This is a genomic window from Streptomyces sp. HSW2009, from assembly GCF_040240285.1.
Lineage (GTDB): Bacteria > Actinomycetota > Actinomycetes > Streptomycetales > Streptomycetaceae > Streptomyces.
In genome coordinates this window covers 1-14,267 of sequence record NZ_JBEHZD010000159.1, presented here as the reverse complement: position 1 = coordinate 14,267, position 14,267 = coordinate 1, and the positions used below count along the sequence as shown (strand labels likewise).

Genomic DNA, 14,267 nt, shown 5'->3' with positions numbered 1-14,267 from the left:
GGCCGGGTCTGATGTGAAAACCACACCGTAATCCCCGCGGGGGGCCGTGCCCAGGGTCCCCCCCCCACCCCCCCTGGCGGCGGGGCGCCCCCCCCCCCCCCCGGGGGGGGGGGCGCGAAACGCACTGTTTGTTTGCTAGTTGAGAAGGCTCCCTTGCAGTTCCGCACGGAGATCCGGGGTGAGCACGCCACCGGCACGATCGACGAGGAGGGCCATTTCGTAGCCGACGAGGCCGATGTCGCACTCGGGATGCGCGAGCACGGCGAGCGAGGACCCGTCGGAGATCGACATGATGAAGAGGAAGCCGCGCTCCATCTCCACCACCGTCTGGTTGACGGCGCCGCCCTCGAAGATGCGGGACGCCCCGGAGGTCAGCGAGGTCAGACCGGAGGCGACGGCCGCCAGTTGGTCGGCCCGGTCTCGGGGGAACCCTTCGGACATCGCCAGAAGGAGTCCGTCGGCGGAGACCACCACCGTGTGGGACACCCCGGGGGTGTTGTCCACGAAGTTGGTGATCAACCAGTTCAGGTTCTGCGCCGCCTGGCTCATCGGGCTCACACTAACGCTCCTGATCGTAGGTGCTGCCGGGGCCGAAGCCCTGTTGGTCATGCTGGTGGTGACTGTCGTGGTGGGTGCCGTCGCCGGCGACGCCGTCAGCGGCGCCTGCGCTGCCGCCGGCGGTGTTGCCCTGGCCGGTGCCGGTCCCGACGGTGCGGCCCTGTTGGACACCGCGCCGCAGGCTACTCAACCTGCCGCGGATGTCCTCCGGGGAACGGGAGACCTGCGGTCCGCCCTGCGGGCCCTCCTCGGCGGTGCCCTCCACCAGGTTGGCCTGGGGAACCCGCCGCGGCAGCCCGGACAGCGTCACGCCGCCCGCCTTCGGCTCGCGCAACTGCTCGGCGCGCTGCCACCGCTCGTCGTTCGTCGATCGCCAGCCGGAGTCCGCGGGCTGCGTCTGCTGCTCCGGCTCCGCCTGCTCCTCGGGTGCTGGATCTGCTGTCTCGGTACGGGCGTCCGCCGTGGCGGACGGCTCCGTGGTCGCGTCCGGTCCCTGCCACTGCTGGTCCCGCCGCGGGAGCCCCGCGTCGGTCACCGGTTGGACGCCGTCGGGCGCCTGGCCCGGACGGTGGAACTCTACGCGCTCGAAGCCGTCTTCGGCAGCGCTCAGTGGGGGTTCCGTTTGGCCCGGGTACCCGCCGTCGCCGGGCACCGGGTACTCACCCGACCCGGACCACCCGCCCTGGTGGCCAGGGGCGCCGTGCCCGTCGTAGGCGAACTGTCCGGTGGTCGACTGATCCGCGTACCCACCTTCCGGATACGCACCGTCGCGAAGGCTGTCGGACGGGTAACCGGCCGGCCCCGTCAGCCCCGCCCCGGCTGCCCCAGCCGCCCCCTCCGGCGCCGCGGGCAGCGGCACCTGGCCGGTGAGCTCGGAGGGCGCGATCGGCCCCGGCACCTGCTGCCCGGCCCCGTACCCGGCCCCGTCGGCCGCCGCCTGGTCACCCGGCGCGAACTCCGCCGGGTAGCCAGTCGTGGGTCCGTTGGCGTAGCCGACCGGGTATCCGCCGGCTCCCGTGTCCTGGCCGGCGCCCGGTGCGGCGTACGCACCTTGCCCCGTGTCGACACCGGCGCCGTAGCCGCCGTCCGTGGCCGGCTCGTACGGCACGGGGGAAGGAAGCTGATCCGCCTGATTCGCCTGGTACGGAGCGGTTGTCGCCGCCCCGTAGCCGCCGTCGTGCGCTGTTGCGTACGGGGCGCCGGGCCCCGCACCGTAGCCCGGATCGCCGTGGCCTGATCCTGGCGCCGCCGCCGCGGGCTGCGGGTGCTCGCCGGTCGGCTGGTCGGGGACGATCGGCGAGACGGTGAAGTCGCCCGCCGGCTGCTCCTCGTCGCCGCCACCGCCGTGGGTGATCGGCTCGGGCAGCATGACCAGCGAGGTGGTGCCGCTCTGTTCGCCGGCCGGGCGGAGCTGCACCCGGATGCCGTGCCGGTTGGCCAGCCGGCCGACCACGAACAGCCCCATCCGCTGGGAGACCGCCGCGTCCACGGTCGGCGGGTACGCAAGCTTGTGGTTGATGTCCGCGAAGTCCTCGGCGGTCAGCCCGATGCCCTGGTCGTGGATCTCGACCACCACCCGGCCGTCGGGCAGCCGGGTGCCGGTGATCCGCACCCTGCTCTGCGGCGAGGAGAAGGTGGTGGCGTTCTCCAGCAACTCGGCCAGCAGGTGCACCAGGTCGGTCACCGCATTGCCGTGGATCTCGCTGTCCGGCACCCCGGCAAGCTCGATCCGCTCGTAGCTCTCCACCTCGGAGGAGGCCGCACGGAGCACGTCCACCAGCGGCACCGGCTGGTTCCACCGGCGGCCCGGCTCCTCGCCGGCCAGCACCAGGAGGTTCTCGCCGTTGCGCCGCATCCGGGTGGCCAGGTGGTCCATCCGGAACAGGTGCTCCAACTGGTCCGGGTCGGCCTCCCGGTTCTCCAACGCGCTGATCAGGGTGAGCTGCCGCTCGATGAGGCCCTGGTTGCGGCGGGAGAGGTTGGTGAAGATCGCGTTGACGTTGCCGCGCAGCAGCGCCTGTTCGGCCGCGAGGCGTACGGCCTCCCGGTGCACCTGGTCGAAGGCGCGGGCGATCTCGCCGATCTCGTCCCTGCTGGCGATCGGGATGGGCGGAACCTGCGGGTCGGCGTGGCCCGGCTCGGTGCGCGAGAGCTCTTCCACCATCTCGGGCAGCCGCTGTTCGGCCACCTCAAGCGCGGCGTTGCGCAGCCGGCGCATGTTCTGGCTCATCGCCCGGGCCATCAGACCGGCCACCACGAACGCGGCCAGCAGCGCCACCAGTACGACGGCGGAGTTCACGAAGGTGTCCCGGCGGGCGTCCGACGAGATGCCGGCGGCCTCGTCCACGGCCTTGTCGAGCAGGCTCACCTCGACCGTGCGGTACGCGTCGAACTCGGCCGTCGACGCCGCGTACCACGCATCGGCCGTGATGCCCTGCGCGCGCAGGTCGGACGGCTTGGCGCCGGAGCCGATGGCCTTCGCCATCGTCTCCTTCGACGGCGGGGTCACGAACCCGTCCCCGTGCGCCGCCCGGTCCTTCGCCACCTGCTGCCGGTACTTCTCGGCCGACTCCTTGAGCGCCGTCTTCAGATGCGCGCTGTCCTCGTCCAGGCCGCCGGACTCGAACTCCATCAGCGCCAGCCGCGTCAGATATGCGTATGAGGAGAAGGCGGTGAGTTGGGCGGCGCGGTCGGCGTCGGTGGGGCCCGGCTTGGTGAGGAGGTGGGCGCCGATCGAACGCTGCAACGATTCAGCGGCCTTGGCCAGCGACATCACATAGACGGTGCGCCCGTAGGAGGTGATGTTGCTGGTGCCGAGGCCGAGCTCGTTGGCGAAGTCCATCAGGGGGTGCTGGACGGTGACGTACCCCTCTTCGGTCTGCACGCCGGGCAGCCGTTGGGTGTAGGCGTTCTGCCGCAGCGAGTTCAGCCTGGGTTCGACGGTGCGGAACTCCTTGAGGCGGCGTTCGAGCCCCGCGTCGTCCGGCATGTCGTGCGCGTACCGGTCGAACTGCTTGGCCGCCTCGTCGGTCGCCCGACGGGCCCGCTGCACCTGGTCCGACTCGCGGCCGGACAGCAGCGGCACCACGGCCACGTCACGCTCGTTGACCAGCGCGTGCCCGTACTCGGCGGCGGCCCGGACCAGCCGGGCGGTGCGCTCGGCGTCCTGCGCCTGCTGCCAGGTCTCGACCGACGAGGAGACCCGCAGTCCGCCGAAGACCAACGCCACCAGCACCGGAATGAGCAAGATCGCATTGAGCCGGACCGGCACCCGCCAGTTGCGCGGCGACCAGACGCCCCCGCTCGGCGGTGGGGAGGAGGCCGCAGGTCCGGTGGGCGCCGGAGTGCGCGCCGGCGGCGTGAAGTTGCCCCGCGCCTGACCCTGTTGGGTCGACGACTGGGGCTCCCCCGCTGCTGGCGCCGCTGCGCTTCGCCTCACTGACCAAAAACCTCTCGGCGTCGGCACCGGATGGTGTGCCGTTCTCGGCTGAGCCCCTACCGCTCAGTTCAGCGAATTCCAGCACGTGAGGCATGCGCATTCCAAACAGTGCCGGCCGCGGACCGGGGACTGTCAGCCACAGAGATAAAACGGGCGTAAAGGTCGAGAGGGTGGCAAAGAAACGAGAATCCGGATACGTAGCGCAGTGGCGTGAACGCTGTACGTGGCGGCTACATGGCAATTGCCTGCCGAAACGTTATGAATTTGCGGGCTAGCCGTGGCAAATCACACAACGGTTTCACAGGCAACTAACCGGTAACACACGCTACTTGAGGCGGGCCATCAACGCGTGTTCGACCAGGGTGATGAGGGCGCTCTTGGTTTCCCCACGATGCCGGGCATCGGTCACGATGATCGGGGTGTCGGGGCCGATCTGGAGCGCCTCGCGCACCTCTTCGGGCGTGTAGGGCTGGTGGCCGTTGAACCCGTTGAGGGCGATGACGAACGGCAGGCCCGAGTTCTCGAAGTAGTCGACGGCGGGGAAACAGTCCGCCAGCCGTCGGGTGTCCACCAGCACGATCGCGCCGATCGCGCCGCGTACCAGGTCGTCCCACATGAACCAGAACCGGTCCTGCCCGGGCGTGCCGAACAGATACAGGATCAGGTCGTCGTCGAGCGTGATGCGGCCGAAGTCCATGGCCACCGTGGTGGTGGTTTTGTCCTGGACATGGCTCAGGTCGTCGATCCCCGCCGAAGCGGAGGTCATCACGGCCTCCGTACGCAGCGGGTTGATCTCCGAAACCGCGCCGACGAACGTGGTCTTGCCCACCCCGAAGCCGCCCGCCACCACGATCTTCGCGGAGGTGGTGGTGCGGGGGACGGCCGCCTCACTAGAGCTTGCGAAGTCCACTGAGCACCCTTTCGAGCAGCGTCACGTCCGGCGTACCGGCCTCTGCGCCGCCGCCGGGCTGGTGGATCGCCACCATGCCGGCCTCGGCCAGGTCGGCCACGAGAATGCGGGCCACACCCAGGGGTATCGCCAGCAGCGCGGAGACCTCGGCGACCGACTTGACCTCGCGGCACAGGTGGCAGATCCGCTGGTGCTCGGGGAGCAGCCCCTGGAGGTGCGCGGGGTCCGCGGTGGTGCTCACCAGCGCCTCGATGGCGAGCTGGTAACGCGGCCGGGTGCGACCACCGGTCATCGCGTAGGGACGCACCAGCGGCTGATCGCCTTCGGCCCCGTACGACGCGTGGTGGGAAGCGCCGTACGGGCCGGTCGAGGCAGCGGGCGGATTCATGGTTCCTCCGGTCGGGACAGCAAGCGAGTAGTGGTGCCGTCGGTCGTTGCCGGTGGGGGAGCCTGGCGGTGAAGCGAGGACGGACGGTGGACGGTTGGTTAACTGAGCAGACTGCCCTGCAATTCGGCGCGCAGGTCGGGAGTCAGGACATTACCCGCACGATCAACGAGGAGCGCCATTTCGTAGCCGACGAGACCAATGTCGCACTCGGGATGTGCGAGCACCGCGAGCGAGGAACCGTCGGAAATCGACATGATGAAGAGGAAACCACGCTCCATCTCCACCACCGTCTGATTGACGGAACCGCCCTCGAAGATGCGGGACGCACCCGCGGTGAGGGACGTCAGTCCCGAGGCGACCGCGGCCAATTGATCGGCCCGGTCCCGGGGAAACCCTTCGGACATGGACAGAAGGAGTCCGTCCGCGGAGACCACCACCGTGTGGGACACCCCCGGGGTGTTGTCCACGAAGTTGGTGATCAACCAGTTCAGATTCTGCGCCGCCTGGCTCATCGGGCTCAACTAACGCTCCTGCTGGTGAAAGGGGTCACGACCGCGGTTCTCACGACCGACCGTCCGTTCCGGCCTGACGGCCCTGCTGAATACCGCGTCGAAGGTTGGTCAGACGCCCGCGCACGTCATCGGGCGCGCGCGAGACCTGCGGACCGGTCCGCCGCGGGGTGGGCTGCTCCTCGGCGGTGCCGTCCACGAGGTTGGCCCGCGGTACGCGACGGGGCAGACCGGACGAGGTCACCCCGCCCGCGGCCGGCTCACGGACCTGCTCGGCCCGCCGCCACCGCTCGTCGTTGGGCGTGGAGCGCCACGGCGCCGCCTCCGCGGCACGCAGCGGCTCCGCGGCAGGCGCCGGCTCGGGCTGCGCGGGCTGTTCCGCGCGCCCCGACGGGCCGGCGGCCCGGGTACGGATCATGCTCTGCTGGCCGGGCTCGCGCCGCGGCAGCAGCGGCGGCGTCGCCGAACCCGTGGCCGACTCCTCGCCGACCGGCTCGTACCCGCGCGCGGCGGGCTCGGCCGGTGCCTGCGGGGCCGGCGCCGGCGCGGCTCCGGGCGCGCGGTGGAACCAGCGCGACTCGATCGTGTCGAAGATCGGGGTGCCACCGTTGTCGAACCCCTGCGGCAACGGCAGTTCGCCGGTGAGGTGGTCCTCCTCGGGCCCCGTAGCGGGCTCCGCGTACGGCGCGTCGCCGAGCCCCACACCGGGGCCGCCCTGCGGGTACGCCGCGCCCCGTCCCGGCGGCGGACCGTCGAAGTCCGGCCGCTGGAACTGCGTGGTGTCCCCGCCGCCCTGTCCGAGCGCGGGCTGCGGGTACTCACCGGTGTCGCCGGGACCGCCCTGCCCGAGCACCGGCTGCGGGTACTCGCCCGTGTCGCCGGGGCCACCGGGCAGCGTGTACTCGCCGGTGGCGGCGCCGAGCCCGGAGGTGGCGTAGCTGCCGGTGCCGTCGATGCCGGGCTGCGGGTAACTGCCGGTGTCCGCGGGGCGCGGGTACTCGCCCGTGTCACCGGGGCCACCGGGCAGCGCGTACTCGCCGGTGCCGCGCCCGGGCGCCGGCTGCGGGTACTCGCCGGTGTCGCCCAGGCCGCCCGGCAGCGCGTACTGCCCCGTGCCGTCCTGCGGATAGCCGCCGACGTCGGTGGGCTGCGGGTAGCTACCGGTGTCCGCCGGACCGCTGGCGTACGTCGGGTACGCGCCGGTGTCCTGGGCGGTCGGGTACGCGCCGGTGTCCTGGGTGCCGGGCTGCGGGTACTCGCCCGTGTCGCCCGGGCCGCCGAGCCCGGTGGGCAGGGCGAACTGGCCGGTGTGGCCGGGGCCGTGGTCGGCGACCGGCTCGGGGCGCTGCGCCGGCACCGCGTACTCGCCGGTGTCGCCGGGATCGCCCTGTTGCTGTGCGTAGTTGGGCGCCCCGTCCGCGTCGGGCTGCGGGTAGCCGCCCGTGTCGCTCTGGCCGGCGCCGTGCTGGTGCTCGGGGAGGGCGAACTCGCCGGTGTCGCCGGGGCCGCCGGCGGCGCCGCGCGGGAACGGCGGCGTGGTGTCGATCTCCTCGTGGCCGCGCGGTGCGTCGGAGGCGACGGGCCAGTCGTCGTCGGCGGCTGCCCGCCGGGCGCCCCAGTTGGCACCGGGGAGCTGCGACCCGCCGTCCAGCGCTGGCGCGTCGGCGGACGCGCCGGCCTTCGCGGGCCTGGCGGTCTTGTCGTCGGACGCGGCGGGCAGCGCCGCAGCCGGGCCGCGCTGCGGCAGTTGCGGACGGGCGTCCTGCTCACCGCTGCGGCCCGCGCCCGCGGGGGCGCCGGTCGGCGGGGCGACGGTGGGCTGCTCGTCCTGCGCGTCCTGACCGGAGCGTGCGGGCAGCGCCGGGCGGTCGCCGTCTGCGCCCTGGTTGAGGCTGCGCGCCCCCGCCCGGCTGCCGCCGAAGAAGTCACCGGTCGTGGCGGGGACGTTTCCGCCACCGCTGGCCCGGTTGCCGCTGCTGGCACCGCCGAAGAAGTCACCGCCGGGCGCGGCCGTGCCCGCGGCCCCGTTGCCGGCCACCGTGGCGCCCACGGGGCGGGTCGGCAGTCCGCTGCGGGTGGCTCCGCCCCGTGCCGGCTGGCCGCCGGCGCCGGCCGGCGGCACCGGGCCCGCGGCGCCGGGCTTGCTGCCCTGCGCCGGGTTCGCACCGGTGGCGGGGAGTTCGGCGCGCGGTCCCGCGCCGGGTACCTGACGGCGGGTGCCGGTGCCACCGGGGCCGCCGGCGCCACCAGGGCCACTCGCATCGGGGCCGGCCGGCTTGGCGAGCGCCGGGGCGGCACCCGCGGCCGGGGCGACCGGAGCGGCCGGGGCGACCGCGGGGGCACCGCTGGCGCCACCCGTACCGGGCGTGCCCTGAGCCGGCTTTTTGCCGCCCTGGGCTACGTCGACCGGCAGCATGACGAGCGCCGTCGTACCGCCGGAGTCCGAGGGACGGAGCTGGATGCGGATGCCGTGTCGCAGCGACAGCCGGCCGACCACGAACAGACCCATGCGCCGCGAGACGGAGACGTCCACGGTCGGCGGGCTCGCCAGCCGCTCGTTGATCGCCGCCAGGTCCTCGGGGGAGAGGCCGATGCCGGTGTCGTGGATCTCGACGAGCACCCGGCCGTCGGGCAGCGCGTGCCCGGTGACCTTGACCTTGGTCTGCGGCGACGAGAAGGAAGTGGCGTTCTCCAACAGCTCGGCCAGCAGGTGCACGAGGTCGTTGACGACCCGGCCGGCGACCTCGGTGCCGGGCACCGAGCTCAGTTCGATCCGCTCGTACTGCTCCACCTCGGACGCCGCCGCACGGAGCACGTCCACCAGCGGCACGGGGCGCGTCCAACGACGGCCCGGCTCCTCACCGGCGAGCACGAGCAGGTTCTCACCGTTACGGCGCATGCGGGTGGCGAGGTGGTCGAGCTTGAACAGCGAGGAGAGCTGGTCCGGGTCGGCCTCGCGGGACTCCAGCTCCGAGATGAGCGAGAGCTGGCGCTGGATCAGACCCTGGCTCCGGCGCGAGAGGTTGGTGAACATCGCGTTGACGTTGCCTCGCAGCAGCGCCTGTTCGGCGGCGAGCCGGACCGCCTCGCGGTGCACGTCGTCGAAGGCCGCGGCCACCTTGCCGATCTCGTCCCGGCTGTGCACACCGACCGACTCGACGGAGGTGTCCACGTCCTGCGGGTCGTGCTCGGACAGCTCCTTGACGAGCTCGGGCAGGCGCTGCTGGGCGACGTCCTGCGCGGTGTCCTGGAGCCGGCGCAGCGAGCGCACCATGGACCGGGAGACGACGAACGCGCCGACCAGCGAGATGCCGAGGACCAGCAGGATCAGCGCACCGTTGATGATCGCGTCCTGCTTGGCCTCCGAGCGCAGCTCGCGGGCCTTCTGCTCCATCTCGGTCAGCAGCGTCTGCTCGATCTTCGACATCGCGACGAGCTTGATGCTGTCCTGGTCGTACCAGTCCATGTACGTGCGCTTCTCGGACGCGAGGCTGTCCGGGTCGCGCACCATGCGCAGCGCGTACTTGTTCGCCGCGTTGATGTCGCTGTTGTTGCCGTAGAGCGGGTCGGTCAGCTCGGTGAAGTCGCTGGGGCGGATCTCGGCGAACCGGCGGAGCGCCTGGTCCTCCTTCTCCAGCGCCGTCGCGGTGTACCGGCTGTCCGTCGCCGACAGGCGGGGCTTCTTCGGGTGCGCGAGGGCGGCGCTGATGGAGGCGCGCTGGATCGACGCGTACTCCTTGGCCGACGAGAACGTCGCCAGCGCACGCGTCTTGTTGATCATCGAGCGGTTGCTGGTCGCCTGCGCCATGTCCTGCGACAGTGAGAGCAGCGAGGTGATCAGCTCGTTGTAACCGATGATCGTCTGTGACGTGTAATCCGCGTCCTGGTACGCCTGCTTGCGGATTTCGTGGATCTTGTTGAGCTGCTTCTTGATGTCGATGATCGTCGACTGCACACCGGTGATCGCCGGGTCGACGGGGTCGACGTCGTCGGTGGCGTCGGCGAAGGCGACCAACTCCTGGTCGACCCGTTGCCGCGGGCCCACCACCTGGTCGTTCTTGTCGTCACCTGAGCCGGTCAACGGGCCGGCGGACTGGTCGCGCTCCTCCTGGAGCGCGTTGGCCAGCGAAGTCGCCTGCTGCGTCATCTCGGTGAGCAGCTTCATCTGGTCGAGCTGCTCGATGTTCTCCAGAGAGTTCTGGATACGCAGCCCACCCAGCGTGGTGGCGGCCACCACGGGGAGCGCGAGCAGCGAAACGAGCCTGGTGCTGATCTTCCAGTTACGCAGGGCTATTCGCGGCCCGGGTCCCGTGGGGCCCTTCGCCTTCGGCCGCTCGCCGGATGACTCGTCCCCGCCGGGCGCGGGCGGTCGCGTACTGACATCCGCACCCGCACCACGGTCGGTACCACCGCGCGGCTCGGGGTCCGCCGCAGCGTTGCCATCCTTCTTGAAACGTCCCTGCACTAGTGTCGCAACCTCTGGACCAGGCGTCCCGCCGCCATACGGCGGGACGGTGTGAGTCGTGAGTGACCGGCGCGCTGACCCTTCCTTGTCGAGGAGCGAGGCCGCCGCCGCTCGGCGCCCCGTCTGCGCCCTCTGCGCGCCAGGTGAATCCTGTCGGCGGTCCGTGGAATTCCAGCACAGTGCCGGATGCTCCAACAAGAGCCGTGGGTCACGGTGTGAATGCGGTGACGGTACGTGGCAATAAAGTGACCGCATGTGGAAAACAATGGCCACGATAACGGACTTTTATGCACGTTCTGCTCAGGAGTGGCGCGTGTCCGGGTCGAGATGATCAAGAGCGGAACGTGCCTATTGGGTGGGTAATGCCCGGTTTTTAGCAAAGGAATTGGTGTGCACGATGTGGCATTTGTCCGCCTCTTCGTGAGGAAACTCACAACATGGGCGTGACTGGGGCCGCGGATTTTGGGGGAAGCGCGCGTTTAGCCTGACGCTTTACACCCACCGTAAAAACGACAAGATGAGGCAGATCCCGTGAAGACGACGATGATGTTCCGCAACATAGCCAACCCGCGGCGCACCACCCTCGCCCACCTCAAGGACGCCGAAGAACTCCAGACCGCGCCCGCCGAAGAGCAGGCAAACCCGGTCGAACTGCCCACCCAGACCGCGAACCCGCGCCGCACCATCCTCACCGAAGCGCCCAAGTAGTAGCCGACGCGACCAGGGCGCCCGCGCGACCGCCGCGATCGTGGCGCCCGGTTGACTCCTCCTCTGACGCGCTGCTGGGTTCTCCGGGTTCCCCAGACGTGCCGGCTTCCCCGGGCTCTGCTCGGTGGACGCGCCGGCTCTGCCCTGACCTCTCCGGACGCGCCGGCCCCTCGGTTCCTCCCGATCCCGGTTTCCTCCGGCCTCCCGTGCCTCCCGTGCCTTCCGGCTTTGGTTTCCCCCGGTTTCCCCCGGCTTCCCTGGTCCTTCGGCTGCCCACCGGCGCTTCCCTCCGCTGCCCCGCTCTCCCTTCGCATGGGGCACCGCCTCGCGCGCGTGCGCGCGCGGGGTTGAGTTGGTACGGGGCCCACGGACGCCGGTGGTTGTCTTCCGCCTGGTCGACGGGGCCGCGCCGTACGCAGCGCCGCCCCGAGCGCGTCCCACGGCCGCCCCGAGCACGTCCCACGTACGGGACGACGACGCCCACTTGCCCCTGCGGCAGCGCCCCGTGTCCCGGCTCCGTGCTCCCGCCCCGGCCCCGTGCCCGTACGGCGTGCCCCGTGGCCTGCGCTCCGCTCCGTGTCGCGTACGACGCGCTCCGTGGCCCGTGGCCCGTGGCCCGTGGGGAACGTCTCACCGCTCCGTGCTCCGTGGGCCGGGCGTGGAGTTCCCTGCGGCGCTCCGTGTCGTGCCCGCGGGCCGCGAGCCGTGGGCAAGTGCCGGCGCTCCGTGCGTCGTACGGGGCGTACCGAGCCGCCCGGGTCACCGAGCGGTGGCGTGCCGGTGCCGGCTGCCGGGGTGGTGGTGGCGGGGGCGACGGGGAAAGCGCGCGCCGGGGTGGAAGACGGAGAGATAGCCTGAAGCGTCAGACTCCAGCCAGCTAACAGCGATCAGTGAGGGGCAGCACTTCCCGTGCGCATCGCCAGATTCTCCATCGACGGCAACGTCGCGTTCGGAGTCGTGGAGGGGGACGCCGCCACCGAAGGCGGCCCCGTCCTCGACATCATCAAGGGTCATCCCTTCGCCGAATTCGAGCGCTCGGGGCAACGGGTGCCGCTGGACAAGGTGCGGCTGCTCCCCCCGGTGCTCCCCAACAAGGTCGTGGCGATCGGCCGCAACTACGCGGAGCACGCCAGGGAACTCGGCGGCGAGGTCCCCGACGTACCGGTCGCCTTCTTCAAGCCGTCCACCTCCGTGGCCGGCCCGGGCGACCCCATCGTCTACCCCTCCTTCTCGCAGGAGGTCCACCACGAGGCCGAGCTGGCCGTGGTGATCGGCCGGATGTGCCGGGAGGTCCCGCGCGAGCGGGCCAGGGACGTCATCCTCGGCTACACCTGCGCCAACGACGTCACCGCGCGTGATGTGCAACGCCGCGAACAGCAGTGGGCGCGCGCCAAGGGATTCGACACCTCGTGCCCGCTGGGGCCGTGGGTGGAGACCGACGTCGACCCCGGCGACCTCGCGATCATGTGCACCGTCAACGGCGAACAGCGCCAACTGGGCCGCACCAGCGAGATGGTCCGCTCGGTCGAGGACCTGATCGTGCACATCACGGAGGCCATGACGCTGCTCCCCGGCGACGTCATCCTCACGGGCACCCCGGCTGGGGTCGGCCCGCTCAACGTCGGCGACGAGGTCGCCGTCACCATCGAAGGCATCGGCACTCTCACCAACAAGGTGATCAAGCGTGGCTAGCGCATCTCCCGTACGCGTCCGTTTCTGTCCCTCGCCGACCGGCAACCCCCATGTGGGGCTGGTCCGCACCGCCCTCTTCAACTGGGCGTTCGCCCGCCACCACGGCGGCACCCTGGTCTTCCGCATCGAAGACACCGACGCGGCCCGTGACTCCGAGGAGAGCTACCAGCAGCTCCTGGACGCGATGCGCTGGCTGGGCTTCGACTGGGACGAGGGCCCGGAGGTGGGCGGCCCGCACGCCCCGTACCGGCAGTCGCAGCGCATGGACATTTACGCGGACGTCGCCCGCAAACTCCAGGAGCGCGGCTTCGCCTACGAGTGCTTCTGCACCACCGAAGAGCTCGACGCGCGCCGGGACGCCGCCCGCAAGGCCGGCAAGCCCTCCGGGTACGACGGAACCTGCCGCGACCTGTCGGCGGAGCAGATCGCCGCCTACCGTGCGGAGGGCCGCACCCCGATCGTCCGCTTCCGGATGCCGGACACCCCGATCACCTTCACCGACCTGGTCCGCGGCGAGCTGACCTTCACCCCGGAGAACGTGCCGGACTTCGGCATCGTCCGCGCCAACGGGGCGCCGCTCTACACCCTGGTCAACCCGGTCGACGACGCGCTGATGGAGATCACGCACGTGCTCCGCGGCGAGGACCTGCTCTCCTCCACGCCGCGCCAGATCGCCCTGTACGGGGCGCTCGCCGAGATCGGCGTGGGCAACGGCACCGTCCCGGCCTTCGGGCACCTGCCGTACGTCATGGGCGAGGGCAACAAGAAGCTCTCCAAGCGTGACCCGCAGGCGTCCCTCAACCTCTACCGCGACCGCGGCTTCCTCCCCGAGGGCTTGCTGAACTACCTGTCGCTGCTCGGCTGGTCGCTCGCCGAGGACCGGGACATCTTCTCCGTCGAAGAGATGGTCGCCGCCTTCGACCTCGCGGACGTGAACGCCAACCCGGCGCGGTTCGACCTCAAGAAGTGCGAATCCATCAACGCCACGCACCTGCGGGCCCTCGCGCCCGACGAGTACGTGCGGCGCCTGGTGCCGTTCCTCTTCCCCGGCCGGGCCCCCAGCGAGGCCGAGCTCGACCTGCTCGCCAAGGCCGCCCCGCTCGCCCAGGAGCGCATGGTGGTGCTGGGCGAGGCGGTCGGCATGCTCGGCTTCCTGTTCGTGCAGCCGGAGCACTTCCGGGTGGACGAGGCCGACGCGGCCAAGGTGCTCACCGACGACGCCAAGCCGGTCATCGAGGCCAGCATCAAGGCGCTGGAGGAACTGGCCGACTTCACGCCGGAGCCCATCCAGACCACCCTCCGCGAGGCGCTGGTGGAGGGCCTGGGCATCAAGCCCAAGTTCGCCTTCACGCCGCTGCGGGTCGCGGTCACGGGGCGGCGGGTCTCGCCGCCGCTGTTCGAGTCGATGGAACTGCTCGGCCGCGAGGAGACGCTGCGCCGGCTGCGCGCGGCCCGGTAACGGGGCCACGGAACACCCGGGCCGGCGCCCTTCCCCGACGGGGGGGCGGCGCCGGCCCCCGCCGGCCCCCCCGCCCCGCGCCCCCCCCCCCGGCCCGCCCCGCGCCCCCCGCCCCCCCCCCCCCCCCCGGGCCCCCGCC

10 protein-coding genes are annotated in these 14,267 nt (G+C 71.5%); 4 read left to right on the top strand and 6 right to left on the bottom strand.

Annotated elements, in window-relative coordinates:
• Positions 1 to 135: 135 nt before the first annotated feature.
• Complete coding sequence (locus AAHZ94_RS14605; RefSeq protein WP_349993301.1) at positions 136 to 558, bottom strand: roadblock/LC7 domain-containing protein; 423 nt, start codon at positions 556 to 558, stop codon at positions 136 to 138.
• A gap of 1 nt (position 559) precedes the next feature.
• Positions 560 to 3,805, bottom strand: a complete 3,246-nt coding sequence (locus AAHZ94_RS14600; RefSeq protein WP_349993300.1) for a nitrate- and nitrite sensing domain-containing protein — start codon at positions 3,803 to 3,805, stop codon at positions 560 to 562.
• Between AAHZ94_RS14600 and AAHZ94_RS14595 the strand changes: the two genes are divergently transcribed.
• Positions 3,798 to 3,938, top strand: a complete 141-nt coding sequence (locus tag AAHZ94_RS14595) for a hypothetical protein (RefSeq protein WP_349993299.1) — start codon at positions 3,798 to 3,800, stop codon at positions 3,936 to 3,938. The two genes, AAHZ94_RS14600 and AAHZ94_RS14595, sit on opposite strands and share 8 nt — an antisense overlap.
• A 384-nt stretch (positions 3,939 to 4,322) precedes the next feature.
• Here the strand turns inward: AAHZ94_RS14595 and AAHZ94_RS14590 are convergent, their stop codons facing one another.
• The 4 genes from AAHZ94_RS14590 to AAHZ94_RS14575 all read right to left on the bottom strand — a co-directional run bounded on the left by AAHZ94_RS14590 (position 4,323) and on the right by AAHZ94_RS14575 (position 10,269).
• Entirely contained in the window at positions 4,323 to 4,907 is a 585-nt protein-coding gene (locus AAHZ94_RS14590) for a GTP-binding protein (protein ID WP_349993298.1), read from the bottom strand.
• Positions 4,888 to 5,295, bottom strand: coding sequence for a DUF742 domain-containing protein (locus AAHZ94_RS14585; protein ID WP_349993297.1), 408 nt, complete (start codon positions 5,293 to 5,295; stop codon positions 4,888 to 4,890). The genes AAHZ94_RS14590 and AAHZ94_RS14585 overlap by 20 nt, the downstream gene beginning before the upstream one ends.
• A gap of 98 nt (positions 5,296 to 5,393) precedes the next feature.
• Positions 5,394 to 5,807: a roadblock/LC7 domain-containing protein gene (locus AAHZ94_RS14580; protein WP_349993302.1), complete on the bottom strand. Its 414-nt coding sequence runs from the start codon at positions 5,805 to 5,807 to the stop codon at positions 5,394 to 5,396.
• Positions 5,808 to 5,856: 49 nt separating this feature from the next.
• Positions 5,857 to 10,269 (bottom strand): nitrate- and nitrite sensing domain-containing protein, encoded by a 4,413-nt coding sequence (locus AAHZ94_RS14575; protein WP_349993296.1) that lies wholly within the window; start codon positions 10,267 to 10,269, stop codon positions 5,857 to 5,859.
• A gap of 531 nt (positions 10,270 to 10,800) precedes the next feature.
• Between AAHZ94_RS14575 and AAHZ94_RS14570 the strand changes: the two genes are divergently transcribed.
• From AAHZ94_RS14570 to gltX, 3 genes are all read left to right on the top strand, one after another.
• The gene (locus tag AAHZ94_RS14570; protein WP_349993295.1) at positions 10,801 to 10,977 is read left to right on the top strand and encodes a hypothetical protein; all 177 of its coding nucleotides are present in this window, start codon (positions 10,801 to 10,803) and stop codon (positions 10,975 to 10,977) included.
• A gap of 909 nt (positions 10,978 to 11,886) precedes the next feature.
• A complete protein-coding gene (locus AAHZ94_RS14565) occupies positions 11,887 to 12,669 on the top strand; it encodes a fumarylacetoacetate hydrolase family protein (protein WP_349993294.1) in 783 nt (260 codons plus the stop codon).
• Positions 12,662 to 14,128, top strand: a complete 1,467-nt coding sequence (gene gltX, locus AAHZ94_RS14560; RefSeq protein ID WP_349993293.1) for a glutamate--tRNA ligase — start codon at positions 12,662 to 12,664, stop codon at positions 14,126 to 14,128. The genes AAHZ94_RS14565 and gltX overlap by 8 nt, the downstream gene beginning before the upstream one ends.
• The last annotated feature ends 139 nt before the right edge of the window (positions 14,129 to 14,267 follow it).